Annotated in this window: 14 protein-coding genes and 1 riboswitch; of the genes, 8 read left to right on the top strand and 6 right to left on the bottom strand. The window is 62.3% G+C overall.

The genetic code is table 11. The features are described 5' to 3' along the window. Window positions 1-111 precede the first annotated feature (111 nt). Window positions 112-328, top strand: a riboswitch (cobalamin riboswitch). A gap of 127 nt (window positions 329-455) precedes the next feature. From MLC59_RS12050 to MLC59_RS12070, 5 genes are all read left to right on the top strand, one after another. Beyond that, entirely contained in the window at window positions 456-2,288 is a 1,833-nt protein-coding gene (locus MLC59_RS12050; RefSeq protein ID WP_248234524.1) for a TonB-dependent receptor plug domain-containing protein, read from the top strand. Between the two features lie 34 nt (window positions 2,289-2,322). Further along, window positions 2,323-3,213: a cobalamin-binding protein gene (locus MLC59_RS12055; RefSeq protein WP_248234525.1), complete on the top strand. Its 891-nt coding sequence runs from the start codon at window positions 2,323-2,325 to the stop codon at window positions 3,211-3,213. A gap of 46 nt (window positions 3,214-3,259) precedes the next feature. Continuing rightward, window positions 3,260-4,174: a FecCD family ABC transporter permease gene (locus MLC59_RS12060; RefSeq protein WP_282450974.1), complete on the top strand. Its 915-nt coding sequence runs from the start codon at window positions 3,260-3,262 to the stop codon at window positions 4,172-4,174. After that, a complete protein-coding gene (locus MLC59_RS12065) occupies window positions 4,174-4,944 on the top strand; it encodes an ABC transporter ATP-binding protein (RefSeq protein WP_248234527.1) in 771 nt (256 codons plus the stop codon). The genes MLC59_RS12060 and MLC59_RS12065 overlap by 1 nt, the downstream gene beginning before the upstream one ends. A 174-nt stretch (window positions 4,945-5,118) precedes the next feature. Next, window positions 5,119-5,460, top strand: a complete 342-nt coding sequence (locus MLC59_RS12070) for a zinc ribbon domain-containing protein YjdM (RefSeq protein WP_248234529.1) — start codon at window positions 5,119-5,121, stop codon at window positions 5,458-5,460. Window positions 5,461-5,462: 2 nt separating this feature from the next. Here the strand turns inward: MLC59_RS12070 and MLC59_RS12075 are convergent, their stop codons facing one another. Genes MLC59_RS12075 through MLC59_RS12085 form a run of 3 tightly spaced genes read right to left on the bottom strand, consistent with a single transcriptional unit; the run spans window position 5,463 to window position 10,411 of the window. After that, entirely contained in the window at window positions 5,463-6,584 is a 1,122-nt protein-coding gene (locus tag MLC59_RS12075) for an ABC transporter permease (protein WP_248234531.1), read from the bottom strand. A 2-nt stretch (window positions 6,585-6,586) separates the two neighbouring features. Further along, window positions 6,587-9,334: a ribosome-associated ATPase/putative transporter RbbA gene (gene rbbA / locus MLC59_RS12080; protein WP_248234533.1), complete on the bottom strand. Its 2,748-nt coding sequence runs from the start codon at window positions 9,332-9,334 to the stop codon at window positions 6,587-6,589. Window positions 9,335-9,346: 12 nt separating this feature from the next. Beyond that, the gene (locus MLC59_RS12085) at window positions 9,347-10,411 is read right to left on the bottom strand and encodes an HlyD family secretion protein (RefSeq protein WP_248234534.1); all 1,065 of its coding nucleotides are present in this window, start codon (window positions 10,409-10,411) and stop codon (window positions 9,347-9,349) included. Between the two features lie 392 nt (window positions 10,412-10,803). Here MLC59_RS12085 and MLC59_RS12090 point away from each other — a divergent pair, with 392 nt between their 5' ends. Genes MLC59_RS12090 through MLC59_RS12100 form a run of 3 tightly spaced genes read left to right on the top strand, consistent with a single transcriptional unit; the run spans window position 10,804 to window position 15,950 of the window. After that, on the top strand, window positions 10,804-12,045 hold the full coding sequence (locus tag MLC59_RS12090) for an efflux RND transporter periplasmic adaptor subunit (RefSeq protein ID WP_248234535.1): 1,242 nt from the start codon (window positions 10,804-10,806) through the stop codon (window positions 12,043-12,045). Then, on the top strand, window positions 12,042-15,170 hold the full coding sequence (locus MLC59_RS12095; protein WP_248234536.1) for an efflux RND transporter permease subunit: 3,129 nt from the start codon (window positions 12,042-12,044) through the stop codon (window positions 15,168-15,170). Before MLC59_RS12090 ends, MLC59_RS12095 begins: the two co-directional genes overlap by 4 nt. 18 nt (window positions 15,171-15,188) lie before the next feature. Beyond that, the gene (locus tag MLC59_RS12100) at window positions 15,189-15,950 is read left to right on the top strand and encodes a ParA family protein (RefSeq protein ID WP_248234537.1); all 762 of its coding nucleotides are present in this window, start codon (window positions 15,189-15,191) and stop codon (window positions 15,948-15,950) included. Between the two features lie 35 nt (window positions 15,951-15,985). Here MLC59_RS12100 and MLC59_RS12105 read toward each other — a convergent pair whose 3' ends face one another. From MLC59_RS12105 to MLC59_RS12115, 3 genes are all read right to left on the bottom strand, one after another. Next, window positions 15,986-16,441, bottom strand: coding sequence for a potassium channel family protein (locus MLC59_RS12105; RefSeq protein ID WP_248234539.1), 456 nt, complete (start codon window positions 16,439-16,441; stop codon window positions 15,986-15,988). Window positions 16,442-16,564: 123 nt separating this feature from the next. Further along, window positions 16,565-17,635, bottom strand: coding sequence for a GGDEF domain-containing protein (locus MLC59_RS12110; protein ID WP_248234541.1), 1,071 nt, complete (start codon window positions 17,633-17,635; stop codon window positions 16,565-16,567). Between the two features lie 72 nt (window positions 17,636-17,707). Continuing rightward, window positions 17,708-18,859 carry an AI-2E family transporter gene (locus MLC59_RS12115; RefSeq protein WP_248234543.1) on the bottom strand — a complete coding sequence of 384 codons (1,152 nt, stop codon included), beginning with the start codon at window positions 18,857-18,859 and terminating at the stop codon, window positions 17,708-17,710. Between the last annotated feature and the right edge of the window lie 11 nt (window positions 18,860-18,870).

Here is an 18,870-nt window from a genome sequence, read left to right on the forward strand (position 1 = left end):
GGTGTCATTGAGGGTAACCACTGCAATATAGCAGGGCAGCAAGGCGGTTCGCGAACGGCTGCCCTGCAACACTTGACGAATTACATTGACCACCACAGGGGGTGTTGCTAGCCTTGCGCCCTGTTTTCAGGTGTCCTGTTGCCATTATGGCGCGGGATGAAACGGGAAGTCGGTGCGCCTTCGGGCCAGTCCGACGCTGCCCCCGCAACGGTAATTGAGATAAGGGTAACCAATCCGCCACTGCGCACGGTCGTGGGAAGGCGGTTACCCGTAACCGCACCGCGGTTCGCTCAAAAGCCCGGAGACCGGCCTGAAAACACACCCGGAGTTGCGGAGGGCGGCTCGGGTAGGCGACTCCCGGCATCTTCCCGCTCTCCGTCCTGCCTGCCCCGCTGACTACTCCGTAATGCATGTCTTGAGCCCGTGCGGGTGCGCGCGGTTTGTGGAGTAGTGTGATGTTCAAGTTTCCAGTTTTGGTGGCAGGGGCCTCCCTGCTTGCAGCTTCCCAGAATGCCTTTGCCCAGTCCCCGTCTGATACGGAATCCCTGGACCCTATCGTGGTAACCGCCACACTGGGGCCGGAAACCGTTGGTGAGAGCCTTTCCTCCGTTACCGTGATCGACCAGTCAGATATCAAACGTCGGCAACCGACCGAATTCCGGGACCTGTTGCGGGGCCAGCCCGGGGTGAACCTGTCTTCTGAAGGCGGCTTTGGCAAGACCACCAGCCTGTTCCTGCGGGGAACCGGCAGCTCAGGCACGGTATTGCTGCTTGATGGTATCCGCCTGCGCTCCGGTACTGCCGGTATTCCCCCCTGGCAGTTCCTGCCAGCGGACCTGATGGGGCGGGTTGAACTGGTGCGCGGTGCGAAAAGTTCGCTGTATGGCGCTGATGCAGTTGGTGGTGTGGTGCAGGCGTTCACACTGGAGCCCGAAGCAGAGCGTCAGGGTTGGGTCGAGGTTTCCGGGGGCTCCCATGCTACCCGGGCAACCAGTGCCGGGGTTGCCGGGAAGGCCAGGCAGACCTCGTTCCTGGCCAGTGGCCTCTATTCCGATACGGATGGCACCAACCTGCGTGCCGGTGGAGAGGACAGGGGGTTTCGCAATGCGGGCGGCCTTGCCAAACTGAACCACCGTTTCGACCAGGGCGGCGGGATGGGACTGACCGTTTTCCAGTCAGAGGGAAACACCGAGTTTGAGGGCGGCGACACCGATTTCATGATCCGCGCGGCAGGCCTGTACGTGGAAGCCGTTGCCAGTGATTACTGGCGCACCCGTATCCAGTTTTCTGAGGCCAGGGACGAGCAGGACACCTTTGGCAGCTACCCGAGCACCTATAATACCCTCTCTCGCTCCGCCCGCTGGGATAACACCCTGACGGCCGGGGTACACGAACTGGTACTGGGCTCCGAAGTCATGGTGGACGAAGTGGAAGGCAGCGATGACTTTGCCGAAACCAGCCGCACCAATGCGGCGGTCTATGGTCAGGGGCGCCTGAACTTTGGCCCGAGCGAGGTTATGCTCAGCCTGCGCCTGGATGACAACGAGGCCTTTGGCAAGGAAGAGACCGGCGGAATTGCCTTCGGTCACCAGTTTGACCGGGAACACCGCATGCGGGTGAGCTACGCGACCTCGTTCAGGGCCCCCACCTTCAATGACCTTTACCTGACAACGCCCTATTACACCGGCAACCCCGACCTGGACGCAGAGCAGGGCCAGATGGTGGAGCTGGGCTTCTCCGGTCGTTACAGCTCCTGGTTCTGGGATGTGGCGGTGTATCAGAACGACATCGATGACCTGATTACCTACGTGTCGGACCCGGTCACCTGGGATGGCACCATGGAAAACGTGGAAACTGCCCGGATTCGTGGTGTGGAACTGTCTTCCGGCTATGAGGCAGGCAACTGGAATCTCGGCGCAGCGCTGACCTACGCTGACACAGAAAACAGGGACACCGGTGCTCGTTTACCGCGCCGCGCTGCCAAAATCATCCGGCTGGATGCGGACCGGCTTTTCGGTAGCTGGTCCGTCGGGGCCAGCCTGGTTGCGGAGAGTGATCGCTATAACGATGCAGAAAACACCAGCCTGTTGTCCGGGTATGGCACCGCTGACCTGCGAGCGGCCTGGAATTTCCTGCCCGGGTGGTCTGCCACGTTCAAGGTGGACAACGTGCTGGATCGTCGCTACACCACCAGCCTGGGTAATGACAGTGTGACGTTTGAACCGTTTGAATACCTGGCGGCGGGCCGCACCTACATGGCGTCGTTGCGTTATGATTTCAGCCGATAACCATTAGCCACTTCCATCCGGTAGCTGCCTCGCCATGATCAGACCTGGGCCCACGATCACCTTCCTGCTGCTCCTGTTGCTGGCACCTGCGCCAGTAACAGCGCAAGGGCTGTGTGCCGTTGACGCCTTCGGGCGGGAGGTCTGCCTGTCGGAGCCGGCCGACCGGATTGTGTCGCTGTCGCCCGGCGCCACCGAACTGGTCTACTCCGCAGGCGCTGGTGACCAGTTGGTAGGTGCCGGCGCCTGGAGTGACTACCCGCCTGAGGCAAGGGATCTGCCCCGGGTAGGGGACAGCAACCGGGTGGACCTGGAAGCCATCCTTACCCTTGAGCCGGACCTGGTGATCGGCTGGACCGACGGCAATTCTAGGGCGCAACTGGACCGGCTGGCGGAGCTGGGTGTGCCCGTGTTCTGGCTGGCCCCACGGACCTTCGACGATATCGCCGCCGCCGTTGAAACCCTGGGTCTGCTTACTGGTCACCAGGCGCTGGCAGAGCAGCGTGCTGGAGAGTTTCTGGCCGATATCAGAGCGATCGAATCACAGTATGACGCTGCCCGGCCCGTGCGGGTGTTCTACCAGGTGTGGGACCAGCCACTGATGACCGTCAATGACGACGAACTGATCAGCAAGGCCATACAGCTTTGTGGTGGCACCAATGTCTTTGGTGACCTGCCCCGCCTGGTCCCCCGTATTTCGGTGGAAACCCTGCTCACGATGGACCCGGAAGTGATCGTCACCGCCGGCCGGGGTGACTCGGACCAGGGCTGGCTGCAGCGTTGGCGGGACTACCCCTCGCTGACGGCAGTGGCTAATGACAACCTCTTCCTGGTTTCCCCGGACCTGCTACAGCGGGCCACCTTCCGCATGCTGGATGGCACCCGTGAGCTGTGCGACCTGTTGGAGCAGGCCCGTGCCCGCCTTTGACACCTTGCGCCCCCTGGCACTGCTGGCCCTGGCAGGGCTTGGGGCTATGGTGCTATCGGTCAGCGTAGGCAGTGCCGGCCTGTCGCTGGCGGATACCCTGGCGGCTCTCACGGGCAGCGGCAATGAACTGAATCGTACGCTGGTACTGGAACTGCGCCTGCCCCGAACCCTTGCCGCCTTCGCCACCGGCGGCTTGCTGGCGGTAGCCGGCGCACTGATGCAGGTATTGCTGCGCAACCCGCTGGCGGACCCCTATGTGCTGGGGCTGTCCGGCGGCGCAGCGGTAGGGGCCTTGCTGAGCATGCTGGGCGGGTTGGCCGGTGCCCTGATTACCGCTTCTGCCTTCGGCGGTGCCCTGTTATCAACACTGATGGTTTTCGGCCTGGCCCACGGTACCGGAAGCTGGACACCCACCCGGCTGTTACTGACCGGCGTGGTGGTGGCGGCGGGCTGGGGCGCAATCATTACGCTGTTACTGGCCCTTGCCCCGACCCGTGAGCTGCCAGGCATGCTGTACTGGCTGATGGGTGACGTGGCCTACGCCGGTACGCCCTGGCCGGCCTTTGTGCTGCTGGTACTCGCCTGCCTTCTGGTGATACCTGCGGGCCGCAGCCTGAATGTGCTCGCCCGGGGCCCCTTGCAGGCCGCTGCCCTCGGCGTCAACGTGCGCCCCATGGAATGGGCCATTTACATTGGTGCCAGCCTGCTGACCGCTACGGCGGTTACCACGGCCGGCAGCATCGGCTTCGTCGGGCTGGTGGTGCCCCATATGCTCCGATTGGTGCTGGGCAATGATCAGCGTATGATCCTGCCTGCCTGTGCCCTGGGTGGCGGGGCCCTGCTGGTGCTGGCAGATACCCTCGCCCGGGTGGTGATTGCCCCGGAACAACTGCCTGTGGGTGTCATCACCGCGCTGCTGGGGGTGCCCACCTTCCTCTATCTGCTGTACCGGAGTCGCTGATGGACACCTTGCAGGCTCGTCAGCTGGTGATCGATATTCCGGGGCGGACGGGTGGTTCCCCGCTGAACCTGACGGTTGAAGCGGGCCAGGTGTGGGGTGTGCTGGGGCCGAATGGTGCCGGCAAAACCACCTTACTGCATACGCTGGCGGGCCTGCGATCACCGCGGGAGGGCGAGGTTCGCCTGGGTGACTGCCCGCTGACGGAGCTCCGTCGGCGTAGTGTGGCCCGACAGCTGGGCCTGGTGTTCCAGGACCGGCAGGATGGCTTTCCGGCCACCGTACTGGAAACCGCCCTGATCGGACGCCATCCGTGGCTGTCCCCCTGGCAGATGGAAAGCGGGGATGACCTGAACCGGGCAGAGGCAGCGCTACAGGCCCTGGATGTGGACCACCTGAAGGATCGGCTGGTGAGCACGCTCTCCGGAGGCGAGCGTCAGCGGGTCGCCATCGCCACGGTACTGACCCAGACCCCGGATACCTGGTTGCTGGATGAACCCACCAACCACCTGGATCTTCACCACCAGGTTGCCGTCATGCAGTTGCTGAAGCAGCAGGCCGAGGCCGGCCGGGCCATTTTCATGTGCCTGCATGACCTGAACCTGGCCGCCCGCTGGTGCGACCACCTTCTGTTACTCTTTCCGAATGGTGAGGCCTGCTGGGGCCATGCCAGCCAGATGCTGGTCCCGTCTGCCCTGGAGAGCCTGTATAACCAGAAACTGATCACCGTGGAAGCCGACGGTGCGCCGGTTTTTGTGCCGGCAAAGGGGTAGTTCAGGGAGGCCACCCTCAGTCCCCAGGCACCCATGTGGGGTGTGCCCCCCATTGAGTTGTCTCCATACGCTATAATGCCCGCCCCTTGAAGTGTTGGGTACTGAGTGGCCAGGCGTCTAGTGTCCCGTCTGCCTCATCCAGCGCTTGTGACCTTCCACAGAGCGAGGCTTATCGTGAGCAGTTTACCGAGTTGTCCTGAATGCCAGTCTGAATTCACCTATGAGGACGGTGAGTTCCTTGTTTGCCCGGAGTGTGGGCATGAATGGCAAGCCGGTGGCGAGCCCTCGGAAGCCTCTGCGGGGCTTGCTGTCAGCGATGCGAACGGCAACCCACTGGCGGACGGTGACACGGTGACCGTGATCAAGGATCTGAAGGTGAAGGGATCGTCCTCGGTGGTCAAGGTTGGCACCAAGGTCAAGAACATCCGCCTGGTGGATGGCGACCATGATATCGATTGCAAGATCGACGGTATCGGCCCGATGAAGCTGAAGTCCGAGTTCGTCAAGAAGGCCTGATATCAGGCCATTCCCGCAATACTCCTGCGGAAACGCCGCAACGACAGGGCAAAGAACACGCCGCCGATCACCATCAGCCCAAGCAGGGGTGGCCAGACAATGGCCAGCCCGGCTCCCCGGAACAGGATGGCCTGGGCCAGGCTGATGAAGTGGGTGGTGGGTGCCAGCTGCATGATGCCCTGGATGAAGGCAGGCATGTTCTCGAACGGTGTCGCGCCGCCGGAAAGCAGTTGCAGGGGGATCAGCACCAGGATGATCAGCATCCCCAGCTGCGGCATGGATCGGGCCACTGTTGCCAGGAAGATACCCATGGAGGTGGTGGCAAACAGGTGCAGGGCCGCCACCAGCACGAAGAGCAGTGTTGAACCCTCAACAGGCACCTGCATCCACCCCTTGACCACCAGTACCAGGGAGGCACTGGAAGCGAGCAGTACCACCAGCCCCATAGCCACTACCTTGGCTACCATGATCTCCACCGGCCGCAGTGGCATCACCAGCAGGTGTTCGATGGTGCCGTGCTCCCGCTCCCGGATCAGGGCTGCACCAGTGAGGATGATCGACAGCATGGTGATGTTGTCGATCAGTTCAATCACCGCGCCGAACCAGCCCTGGTTGAGGGCGGGGTTGAAGCGGTTGCGAATCTCCAGCGCCACCGGTGACGTGCTCCTGCGGTCACCCTGCACAAACGCCCGGGTCTCCTCGCTGAGAATCGCCTGGATGTAGCCAGCCCCCAGAAACGCCTGGGTCAGCTTGGTGGCATCCACATTGAGCTGGATGGTGGGCTGGTTACCTGACAACAGCTCACGCTGTAGTCCGGGCGGAATATCCAGCACAAAGGTGAAGTCGCCGGCGTCCATCAGGGGATCGATCTGGCGCTGTTCGATACTGGCGGGGGGAAGGAACCAGGGCGGGTAGAGGGCACCGGTCATGCGGATCGACAGCGGCGAGCGGTCTTCATCCACGATGGCGATGGGTGCCATGTGCAGGGTTTCGGGGATGCTGGCACTGCTGATGTAGATGTTGACGCTGAAGGCGAACAGGATCAGCGCGAGCATGATCCGGTCCCGGCCCAGGCTGCGCCATTCCTTGATGGTCAGGTGGAAGATGTTGGCCAGCGGTTGCACGGTCAGCGCTCCTGCTTCTTCAGGGCCATCAGGCTGAGCCCCAGGATGACGGGCACGGACAACGCCAGCGGCCAGAACGAGCCGGACAGGTCGGCAAACCCCGGGGCCTTGGAAAAGGTGCCACTGCTGATGGTCAGGAAGTGGGAGGTGGGGTAGATCTCACCGATGATCCGGGGAATACCCTCCAGCGCCGATACGGGTGTTGTCATACCGGAAAAGGTCACAGCCGGTATCAGGGTGATAATGGTGGTGCCGAAGATGGCCGCGGTCTGGCTGCGCATAAAGCTGGACACCAGCAGTCCCAGGCCGGTGGCGGCCATCACATAGAGCAGGGCGGCAGTCACATAGGCGAGGTAACTGCCCTTGAAGGGAACGCCAAAGGCGAAAACCGCCAGCGCCGTGAGCAGCAGGAAGTTCGCCATCGCCAGTACGATATAGGGGATCTGCTTGCCCAGCAGGAATTCCAGCTGTGTCACCGGCGTCACGTAGAAGTTGATAATGGAGCCCAGCTCTTTTTCCCGTACCACGCTCAGGGCCGTCAGCATGGCGGGAATCATCATCAGCAGCAACGGAATAACCGTGGGCACGATGGCCACCAGGCTGGCGACTTCAGGGTTGTACCGATAACGGGTTTCCACATTGATAGAGAGCGGCTGAGTGACAGGCGTGGACTGGAAGCGCAGTTGCTCCTGCAGCCAGCCCCCATGCAGTGCCTGCAGATAACCGGCCACGGTTTCTGCCCGGCTGGGCATGGCGCCGTCCACCCAGGCGCCGATGGCCACCGGCCGGCCATGTTGCAGGTCACGGGCGAACCCTGGTGGTATCTCCAGGGCGAGCTCCAGTTCACCGCTGCGCATGCGCCGGTCCAGTTCACCGTAGTCGGTAATCGGGGTGCGCTCGAGGAAGTAGTTCGAGCCGCTGAGGTTCAGCAGGTACTGGCGGCTGGTGCTGGTCTGGTCCCGGTCCAGAACGGCAAAGCGGATGTCTTCCACATCCATACTGATGCCGTAACCCATGATCACCAGCAGGATCACCGACCCCAGTAAGGCCAGGGTTGCCCTGATCGGGTCGCGCTGCAGCTCCAGGCTTTCCCGGCGGGTGTAGCTGCACAGGCGAAGCAGGCTGAAGCGTCCGGGTGTCCTGCCGTTTTCATTGCCCCTGGCCACCGGCGGCGCCACGCTTTCATCAGCCTTGCCGGCGGCTTCTTCCAGCCAGGCAACGAAGGCATCGTTGAGGGTTTCTGCGCCCCTGGTTTCCCTGAGGGCGGTGGGTGTGTCGCTGGCCAGGACCTGGCCGGCATGCATCAGCGAGACCCGGTCACAGCGCTCCGCTTCGTTCATGAAATGGGTGGAGATAAAGATCGTTACCCTGTCTTCCCGGGACAGGTCGATCAGCAGTTGCCAGAACTGGTCGCGGGCAATGGGGTCCACCCCGGAGGTGGGTTCATCCAGTATCAGCAGTTCGGGGCGATGGATCACGGCCACGGCCAGGGAGAGGCGCTGCCGGACCCCCAGGGGCAGGGCGGAGGGAAGTTCGTCCTCCACACCCCCGAGGCCAAAACGCTCCAGCATTTCCGCAACACGTGCGGGAATGCTGTCCGGTGGCAGGTGAAACAGCCTGGCGTGTAACTCCAGGTTCTGGCGTACGGTCAGTTCGGAGTACAGGGAAAAGGACTGGGACATATAGCCCACCCGGCGGCGGGTATCCAGGTCCGTGGCATCCACCGGGTGCCCGAACAGTCGGGCATTGCCTTCCGACGCTGGCAACAGGCCCGTCAGCATTTTCATGGTGGTGGTCTTGCCGCAACCGTTGGAGCCCAGGAAGCCAAAGATTTCGCCCCGCTCTACCCGCAGGTTAACGTCCTGCACTGCCACAAAGTCGCCAAATCGCATGGTCAGCCCTTCGGCCTCGATGGCGATATCGGGTTGTCCGTCCTGTCCGTCTGTGCGTGGTGGAATAGTGACCGGGTGGTGCTTGCGGCGTTTCTCCTCCGGCAGCAGACGGATAAAGGCGGCTTCCAGCGTGTCCGCCCCGGTGCGCTGCCGTAATGCCTCTGCGGTTCCCGTGGCCAGTACCCGGCCTTCATCCATGGCGACCAGCCAGTCAAAGCGTTCGGCCTCTTCCATGTAGGCGGTGGCAATCACCACGCTCATGCCCGGGCGGCGGCTGCGGACCCGTTCCACCAGCGCCCAGAACTGGGAGCGGGAGAGTGGATCGACCCCGGTGGTGGGCTCATCCAGTACCAGCAGGTCCGGGTCATGGATCAATGCACAGCACAGCCCCAGCTTCTGCTTCATACCGCCGGACAGCTTGCCGGCGGGCCGGTCACGGAATTCCAGCAGGCCGGTGGCAGCCAGGAGTTCGTTAACGCGCTGGCCTCTCTCCTGCCGGCCATGGCCAAACAACCGGGCGAAGAAATCCAGGTTTTCCTGAACCGACAGGGTGGCATAGAGGTTCTTGCCCAGCCCTTGTGGCATGTAGGCGATACGGGGGCCGGTGTGCCTGCGGTGGCTGGCATCCGCCATATCGCCGCCGAGTACCTGAACCGTGCCCTGCTGGATACTGCGGGCGCCGGCAATCAGGGATAGCAGGCTGGACTTTCCGACGCCATCGGGCCCGATCAGCCCGACCATGCAGCCAGATGGGACCTCGAGGCTGATTTCCCGCAGGGCAGGGTGCTTGCGGTAGTGCAAGGTGACGCCGTCAAGCCGGATCACCGGCGCGGGCGGGGCGTCTTTGCGGCCATTCATGGGACACACCGGTTATTGCACTTGTGGCATCTGGAGCTCCGCCGGCCAGTCCCGGGTGTCATCCAGCCGCACGTAAGCCATGCCGGGCAGCCCGGTTTTCACCTGGCGGGCGTATTTTTTGAGAAGTGCCGGATCAATGCTGGCCTTCACCCGGAACATCAGCTTGAGCCGCTCGCTCTGGGTCTCGACGGTCTTTGGTGTGAACTGGGCTTCGCTAGCCACAAAGGAAATCCTGGCCGGTACGATGACATCCGGTGCGGCATCCAGCACCAGCCGCACCTCGGTACCCAGCGCCACCCGGCCGACAGCGGTGGTTGGCAGGTAGAAGGTCATGAACACCTCGCTGATGTCGATCATGTTCAGCACGCGACCGCCGGGGGCCAGCACCTCACCGGGTTCCGCCACCCGGTACTGTACGCGGCCGGCACGGGGTGCCTTGAGATCCGCGTCCTCGATCTCCACCTGCAGCCGCTCCACGGTCGCTTCGGTCGCCCTGATCAGGGACTGCGCCTGGACTACCTGTGCCCTGGCTGCGGCGATAGCGGCATCCATGGAGGAGACCTGCGCCTTTGCTGCATTCAGGGCGGCTGCGGCACCGTCCACAGCGGCCTGGTGATCTTCCAGTTGCTGGGTTGAAATGGACCCACGCTCAGCGAGGGCCCGGGAGCGCTTGAGGCGATTACGGGCGGAGTTCAGCTCAGTCTGTCGCTGCGCCACCACAGACAGGCTGGCCGCTTTCTCGCTCTCCCGTTGTGACACCAGGGCTTCGGCGGCCATTTCAGAGTGCCTGGCCTGCTGGACCTGGGCCTGTGCCTCCGCCAGTGACGCCTGCAGGCTTTGGGTATCCATCCTCGCAAGCAACTGTCGGGCATCAACAAAGTCGCCCTCCCGAACCATGACTTCCAGCAGCCGTCCGCCGGACCGGGTGGCAATGTCGATTTCCGTCGCTTCAATGCGGCCATTGCCACTGGCGACATAGTCCGGCAGTTCGCCGGGGCGGTACTGGTTCCAGGCCCAGGTTGCGACAATCGCCAGTAAGCCCATCAGGATCCAGGGGAGCCATTTCTTTGCCGACATAACGCAGTCCGTGTGTGGTTGGCCGAGGTTTCGAAAATCACTATGCCAAGCTTAAGGGCGCCATACCCTGCAATGCCAGCGGAACCGGTCAGGTTCCTGTCCGGGATCATTTGTTTATCGGGGCAACTATCGTCGCTGGCCTGCGACGTTCTGCCTCATTCCCGGGACCGGCGAAGGTTATATACTGACCCGGTAATGGCGGTTGTCCGTATCCACAGAACGGGCATAACCGGTTCAGCCCTGCACGGATTTTCCGTTCAGGGCTTTTTTTATGATGCGGGTCAAGGCACCCCTGTCCTCCGATATAGCCCGCTGACCTATACTGTGCAGTTCGTATAAAGGTGCCGGGTGCCTTTCTCCTGGTGCAATCGCTTTCTGACGAGTGCCTGACCATGATCAGACGCCTGATCCCCCTGTTTATCATCATTGCCGGTATCGCCATTTTCCACTTGCTGAAGCTGACCCGTCCGGAACCTGAGCCCGCCGGTCAGACCGAACGCTCCTGGCCTGTGCAGGTGATGGAAGCCGAATTTGGCGCCTGGCGGCCGGCGCTGCCGGTCTATGGCGAGGTGGTGGCGCCCGACCTGATGACCGTTACTGCACCAGTTTCAGGCCGGATAGCGGAACGACCGGTCAGTGAGGGAAGCCGTGTCGCCAGGGGCGACCTGCTTGTGGCCCTGGATCCCGCCGACGTGCAGCCCGCATTGCAACAGGCGGAGGCCGAAGCGGCTGACCTGCGGGCCCAGATACGCAGTGAGCAGATCCGGGTGGAAACCGACCGCAAGGCGCTGGCCCGGGAACAGGCCATTCGTGAAAACGCCCGCCGGCAACTTGAACGTACCCGGTCGCTGCAGGGTAGCAACCTGGCTTCCCAGCGGGACCTGGACACTGCCCGCGACGTCATGGAGCAAGCAGAGCTGGCGGTGACCCTGCGACAGCAGAACCTGGCAGAACACCCGGCCCGGCTGGACAGCCTGGAAGCCAGGTTGCAACGTGCCGAGGCAGCCCTGGCGGCGGCCCGGCGGGATGCTGAGCGGGCCTCGGCAACCGCCGTTTTCGATGGTGTGGTGGCACGGGTTGAAGTGGCCGTGGGCGACCGGGTGACCGCCAATTCGCCGCTGTTGTCCCTCTATCAGCCCGGGGCCCTGGAAGTGCGTGCCCGCATACCTGCCCGGTTTGCGCAGGCGCTGGAGACGGCACTGGCGGACGATCAGCCAGTGCAGGCAACCTCTGAAGATCAGCGGTTCCGGTTGACACTGACCGGCTTCGCGGGCGAGAGCGACCCCCGGGGGCCGCTGGGGCTTTTCCGGCTCCGGGAAGACCAGGCTGGCCTTCGACCTGGCGACATGGTGCCCCTGGTAGTGCTTCGTCCGGCGGTGGATTCGGTGGTGGCTGTGCCCTACAGCGCCCTTTACGGGAGCGACAGTCTGTATGTGATGACCGAAGAAGGGCGTATGCACCGGGTGCCGGTCGAGCAGGTGGGGGAAGTTCTCAGGGAAGGTGGCTATTATGACGCCCTGGTGCGTAGCGAGCGGTTGCAGCAGGGTGACCTCATCATCACCACCCACCTGCCCAATGCCATCGAAGGCCTGAAAGTCGCCGTGGCGGAAGCCTCGGGAGCAGAAACTGAATGAGCCGTCGCCGCAAGGGAATTATCGGCTTCTTTGTACACCACCGGGTTGCCGCCAACCTGGTGATGATCCTCATGCTGCTGGCCGGTGCCCTGGGCCTGATGCGCATGAATATCCAGTTCTTTCCCACCTTTGCCCTGGATATCGTCAATGTCCAGGTGGTCTGGAGCGGGGCTGCGGCGGAAGACATAGAGCAGGGCATTACTGATCCCCTGGAGCAGCGCTTCCGCAGTATCAATGGCCTGAAAAAAATGACGTCCACCTCTGCCCAGGGGGTGGCCAGTATCACCCTGGAGTTTGAGGAAGGCACCGAGCCCATCCAGGCGGTGGATGATGTACGCCAGCAGGTGGAGGAATTCAGTAACCTGCCGGCCGATGCCGAGACACCCCGGGTCAGCCGGGTTGGCCGCTATGAGCCAGTGGCCCGTCTGCTGATGTATGGCGACCTGGCGCCGGAAGAACTCCGTCGCCTGGCCTATCGCTATGAGGACGAGCTGTTGCGGGCCGGCATTGACCGTATCGAGATCACCGGCCTGCCGGACGTGCAGATGAGCATCGACGTGCCGGTGGAGCGGTTGCAGGCCCTGGGGTTGTCGCTGGATGACATTGCTGACCGGGTCCAGGCCCAGTCACAGGACCTGCCCGCCGGGTTGATGGGGCAGCAGGATGCCACCCGGGAGCTGCGGGCTACCAGCCAGGGGCGTTCCCCGGAGGACTTTGCCGACCTTTCGGTCATTGCAGACAACCGGGAACGGATCCGCCTGGGGGATATTGCCGTTATCCGGCAGGAAGCCCGGGACCAGCAGGTCACCCTGACCCGGGACGGCAAGCCTGCCGTGGAACTGCGCCTGCTGAGGGCCGAGCAGGGGCATTCCCTGCGTGCGGCTGAGGTACTGGAAAAGTGGATGGACGAAACCCGGCCCCAGCTGCCCGCGACGGTGTCGCTGGAAGTCTATGACCAGACCTGGGAGCTGATCGATCAGCGGATCTCGCTACTGACCAGTAACGGCCTGGGCGGGTTGGTATTGGTGCTGATATTACTGTACCTGTTCCTGCCGGGTCGGGTTGCCCTGTGGGTGGCAGTGGGTATTCCCACGGCTTTCATGGCCGCACTGGGTGCGCTCTGGCTGTACGGCGGCTCCATCAACATGATGTCGCTGTTCGCCCTGATCATGGCCCTGGGTGTCATCGTCGATGACGCCATCGTGGTGGGGGAAGACGCCGATGCCCATGCCCGGATGGGGGAACAGTCCGCCTATGCGTCGGAGGGGGCGGCCAAGCGCATGGTGTGGCCGGTGCTGGCCTCTTCACTGACCACGGTGGCGGCGTTCATGCCGTTACTGGTGGTCAGTGGCGTCATCGGTAACATCCTGGGGGATATCCCCGTTGTCATGATTTGTGTACTGGTAGCCTCGCTGCTTGAGTGCTTTATCGTGCTGCCGGCCCACCTCCGCCATGCCTTTACCCCGGGTAAGCCAGGTGCCCGCGTTGGCCGGCTGGAACGGATTCGACAGGGCTTCGACCGGCGTTTTGAGGCGTTCCGCCAGGGACCCTGCCGGAGGCTTTCCCGCTGGACACTGGCGCACCGTGCCATCGTGCTGGCGAGCCTGTTCACATTGACCGCAGGCACCTTCGGCCTGTGGGCGGGGGACCGTATCGGCTTCAGTTTCTTTCCGACGCCCGAGCCAAGCGTGCTCTATGCCAATGCCAATTTCGTCGCCGGTACCGACCGGGAGACCGTGGACCGCTTCCTGGTCCACCTGGAAGAAACCCTCAATGAAACCGAGGAAGCCCTGGGGGGTAACCTGATCCTCCACGCGGTTACCACCCACGGCAGTGCACAGTCCGGTGGCGGTACAGCCCGCTCCGGTGATGATGTGGGCTCGATGATGCTGGAGCTTGTTGACCCGGATGACCGCACCGTTCGCAACGCAGAGTTTGTCCGTGCGTGGCGCGAAAGAATACAGCTGCCCCCGGGCATGGAGAACCTGACCATTACCGAGCGGCAGGCAGGTCCGCCGGGCCGGGATGTGAATGTCCGCCTTACCGGGGCCGATACCATCAGTCTGAAGCGGGCCGCAGAGTCTCTCTCTGCAGCGATGCGCTCGCTGCCGGGTGTGCTTGACTCCGAGGATGACCTGCCCTGGGGACGGCAGCAGCTGATCTACGAAGTCTCGCCCCGGGGCGAGAGCCTCGGGCTGACCACGCTGGATGTCGGGCGACAGTTGCGGGCAGCCTTTGACGGCCGGGTGGTGCAGATCTACCAGGATGATCGCGACGAGGTTGAGGTCCGGGTCCAGTTGCCCAGGGAGCAGCGGGAGCGGGTCAGTACGCTTTCACGGCTCACCATCCGCCTGCCTGATGGTCGATTTGTGCCACTGGAGCAGGTAATTGATCTCAGCCCCCGCCAGGGCTTCGATGCGCTGCGCCATGCCGACGGCCAGCTGGCAGTGGAAGTGACAGCCCAGCTGGACCCGGCGCAAACCAACGCCGGTCGGGTGCTGGAATCCCTGCGTACCCACACCCTGCCGGAACTGGCGGACACCTGGGGCGTTCGGTACAGCTTTGAGGGGCGCTCGGCGGACCAGCGCCAGACCCTCGATGACATGAAGATGGGGGCTATCGCCGGCCTGGCACTGATGTACGTTGTGTTGGTGTGGGTGTTCTCTTCCTGGAGCACGCCGCTGATCGTCATGGCCATCATTCCCTTTGCGCTGATCGGCGCCTTGCTGGGCCACTGGGCCATGGGCCTGGAGCTTACCGTGCTGTCCCTGTTCGGTCTGTTTGGCCTGTCAGGTATCGTGGTGAACAATGCCATTATCCTGGTGTCCTTCTACCAGGCCGAGCGCAAGAAGGGACTTGGTGTTGACGAAGCACTGAACGAGGCGGTGGTACAAAGGGTCAGGGCCGTTATACTGACCTCTCTCACGACGATCGGCGGGCTGTTGCCGCTGATGTTCGAGACGTCCCTGCAGGCCCAGTTCCTGATACCCATGGCGGCGTCGATTACTTTCGGGCTGGCCCTTGCGACGGTGCTGGTGCTGATCGTCATTCCGGCGCTGCTTTCGTTACTGGAACAGTTCCATGGCTGGCGGACAGCCGGGTCACGCGAAACGTCAACCAACTGATCACAGGGAGTATTGCAGTTGAAGGTCATCGCACTCCACAACCTCAAGGGGGGCGTCGGGAAAACCGCAGCAGCCTCCAATATTGCGGCCCTGGCCGCCGAAGCCGGCATTCCGACACTGTTATGGGACCTTGACCCTCAGGGGGCGGTGAGCTGGTACTTCGGCAATACCGGTGACGGCCATTCCCGGGTGCCGAAGGCCGGCAAGCTGGTCAAGGGCAAGACGCCAATCGGCAAGACCATTGTGCCCACCGGGATCGATAACCTGGACCTGATTCCGGCGGACGTCAGCTTCCGCAATATTGACCTGCAACTGGAAAAGCACGGTGACCGCAATACCCTGGCGGACTGGCTGGAGCCCCTGGGGGAGGATTACGGCCTGGTCGTCCTGGACTGCCCGCCTTCCCTGTCCCGGCTGGCGGAGCAGGTGTTCCGGGTCTCGGACCGGGTGCTGGTGCCACTGGTACCCACCTGGCTGTCGCTGAACAGCTGGCACCAGATGCAGGCATTCATTGCCGACAAGAAAGTCGATCGACGCAAGTTCTACCCCTTCTGGACCATGGTCGACCGGCGCAAGCGGCTTCATCGCCAGTTGCTGGAGCAACCACCAAAAGAGCTGGAGCAGCTGATGCCGGGGTGCATTCCCTATGCCAGTGACGTGGAACGCATGGGTGAACTGCGCCAGCCGGTCCACTGGTTTGCACCCCGCTCCCCGGCGGCGCTGGCCTACCGTCTGCTATGGCGCAGTCTCAGTAAGGGAAAACGATCACTCGATCTCTGATCCGTTCCTGACTGTCAGGTGCAGGCCCATGTTTGCTAGCGGGTAGGCCAGTACCGCTGCATTTCCATATAGAGGAACGAAGCACTCCAGGTGATCAGTACCAGCCCAGCCAGCGCCTCGATACCCGTGAGATACCGCAGTGCTCCCAAAGGCTCGATGTCGCCATAGCCCAGGGTGGTGAAGGTCGTGTAGGAGAAGTAGACGGCATCGATAAACGCCCCGGAGAAGTTCCCGGCCAGCTGCCCCCAGCCTTCGGCATGGTGCATGAAGTAGTACACACTGGCGAACAGCCAGACCTGGACCGTGTGGGCAATCAATATGCCGAATACCGCCACGATCAACCGGAAGTGCCGTGTGCGGGTGTGGTGAAGGCTTTCCAGTATGCCGCTGAGCCGGACCAGACTCTCATGGTGGATAAGCACCACGATAATGACAATCAGGCTGTTCAGCAGCGTTACGTTTAACAGGCTGGCGTGGTCAGCAAGCTCCATCGGCAGTTAGATTCTCTCGTTATGGATCAGTGGCGAAACCCGGCTTTGTCAGTCATGTCAGCCGGGCATGGTGCCGGTGTTTGTTTGCTTCCCGGGTGAAGACTTCCCCGGGCGGCGTTCCACTCAGCGTACAGTTGAAGCCGGAACCTCAGGCTCCGTCGGTGCTGGTGGCGGGACAACCTGGTTACGCCCCTGCTCCTTGGCCTGGTAAAGGCGGCTGTCAGCCATGGCCAGCAGGTCCTGCAGTGTTTCACCATCCACCCCCAGTTCGGCAACGCCGACGCTCAGCGACAGGGGTATGGCTTCGCCGGCGTGTTCGATATTGGCGGTGGCCAGGGCCTTTCGCAGTTCTTCTGCCACCTGGCTGGCTGTGACGGTGGCGGTGTTAACCAGGATCACCCCGAACTCCTCACCGCCCAGCCGACCCGCCAGGTCGGAGGTCCTGAGCCTCCGTCGTAGCAGGTCGGCGAAGAAAACCAGGGCACAGTCGCCTGCCTCATGGCCGTACAAGTCATTCACCTGCTTGAAGTGGTCCAGGTCGATGACCAGCAGAGACAACGGCTGCCCTTCCCGTACGGCCCGGCTTTTCTCCCGTTCGAAGAATACCTTGATGCGGGAGCGATTGGGCAGGCCGGTAAGGAAATCGGTCTGGGCCATGTGTAAAAGCTGGGTTTCGCTGCGCTCCCGACTAACTTCATAGACGTGGGAAAATACGGTGATGCAGGCGGTCAGGACGATCATGTTCGCCACGGAACGTATATCCATAATGGCGCTGTCGTCCATGAACCTCCACAGGAAGATAACGGCGGCGATAACGATAAACAGTAGCGAAATCGCCAGGCCAGCCCGACGCCCCAGCAGCAGGTGACTGACCAGCGGAATCAGCAGTACCCAGCCGAAGATAGTCACGCTGGCGGTGGGCGTGGCGATGGCAATCATCATGGCAGTGAAGAAGGGGACGATATACGCCAGTATCCACCGTTCCAGGTGCCGGGTCCGGTGGGCGTAGTACAGCAGGACTGCTGAGTAGAGCCCCATACCCCATTCCACGGTGGCCAGCGTCCAGGTGCCTTTCATGGCATTGAGGAGGCCGAAAAGAATGCCACCGCTGATGGTGATCCAGAGCAGTGCGACCAGCACTGCCTTGCGATGGGGACGGGCAAGCTGGGTGAGTGTATCCGGGTGTGCGTCCATGGGCTGCGATCCGGTAATTTTTTGTGCGTGAATTTGATCACAAATTACCTGTCGTTAAAATACTTGCGTCGGTTATTTTCCGAGCAATTCCCCCAGCCCCTGCAGATTCTCCACATGGTCGCAAAGTGTCTTGGTCATCATCAGAATCGGTGTCGCCAGGATCAGCCCCACGGGGCCCCACAGCCAGCCCCAGAACAGCAGGCCAATGAAGATCACGACCGCGTTAAGGCTGGATACCTGGCTGGTGAGCCACGGCGTCAGCAGGTAGCCCTGGATACTGGTAATCACCAGTGATGCCCCGGATACCGCGAGGGCCATGTCCATGGAGCCGAACTGGATAAAGGCTGCTGCGCCGGAACCGATAAAGACCAGGAATGGTCCGAGGTAGGGGATAGCGCTGGCAATACCCGCCAGGACGCCCCACAAAAGGGACTGTTCGACGCCGATCAGCACAAACGCCAGCCAGGTAAGCACGCCCACGAACACGGCCCCCAGAAACATCACGAAGATGAAGCGGCGCATCTGGTAGTGAAATTCGTTCAGCATGCGAGCAACCTTTCGCATGCTGTGAAAATCCGGTCCCGACATGCGCACGATCTTGCGTTTGTAGAGCTTGCCGATGGCAAGTACGAAGTAGACGAGGAACAGCACGGAGAACAGCTGGGTAACCATCATGGTCCCGCCCGCTGCGCGCTCCATAAGGTAGTCCCTGAGGTTGAAAGGCTCTTCAACGACACGCACGGCTGTCGCCTGCACACGGCTGCGTTGCTCCTCCCTGGATTTGGAAGCGGATTCCTCGATCTCCTTGGCGGCCTCCTGTGCTTTCTCCATCAGCCCTTCAGACTTGGGCTGGCGGCTGCTCTCCCGCTCGAATTGCTGGACGGCGTCGGGGATGCGCTCCAGCATTCTCATGGCTTCGCTTTGCAGGGGCATTGCTGCCAGGGCCAGAATCGCCAGCAAACTGCTCAGTACCAGGGCGGCACTGATCGGACGGGGAACACGCAGCCGGTCCAGCAGGGAGACCACCGGGTCCAGGGCGTAGCTGATCATGATGCCGGCTACCAATGGCAGCAGCACGGCCTGCGCCCAGTCCAGGAAAACGATAAAGCCCATGCCGGCGATGAGAATGGGGGCGATATAGTAGAAATTGATGGCATTGGCCGCGACGGACCGCCCTTTCTGGTCGTCGCCGGGTGATGGTGTATTGCCTGTATGACTCTGCATTCCATCCCTGC

It is taken from the genome of Marinobacter bryozoorum (genome assembly GCF_023156245.1).
In the GTDB taxonomy this organism is placed as follows: domain Bacteria; phylum Pseudomonadota; class Gammaproteobacteria; order Pseudomonadales; family Oleiphilaceae; genus Marinobacter; species Marinobacter bryozoorum.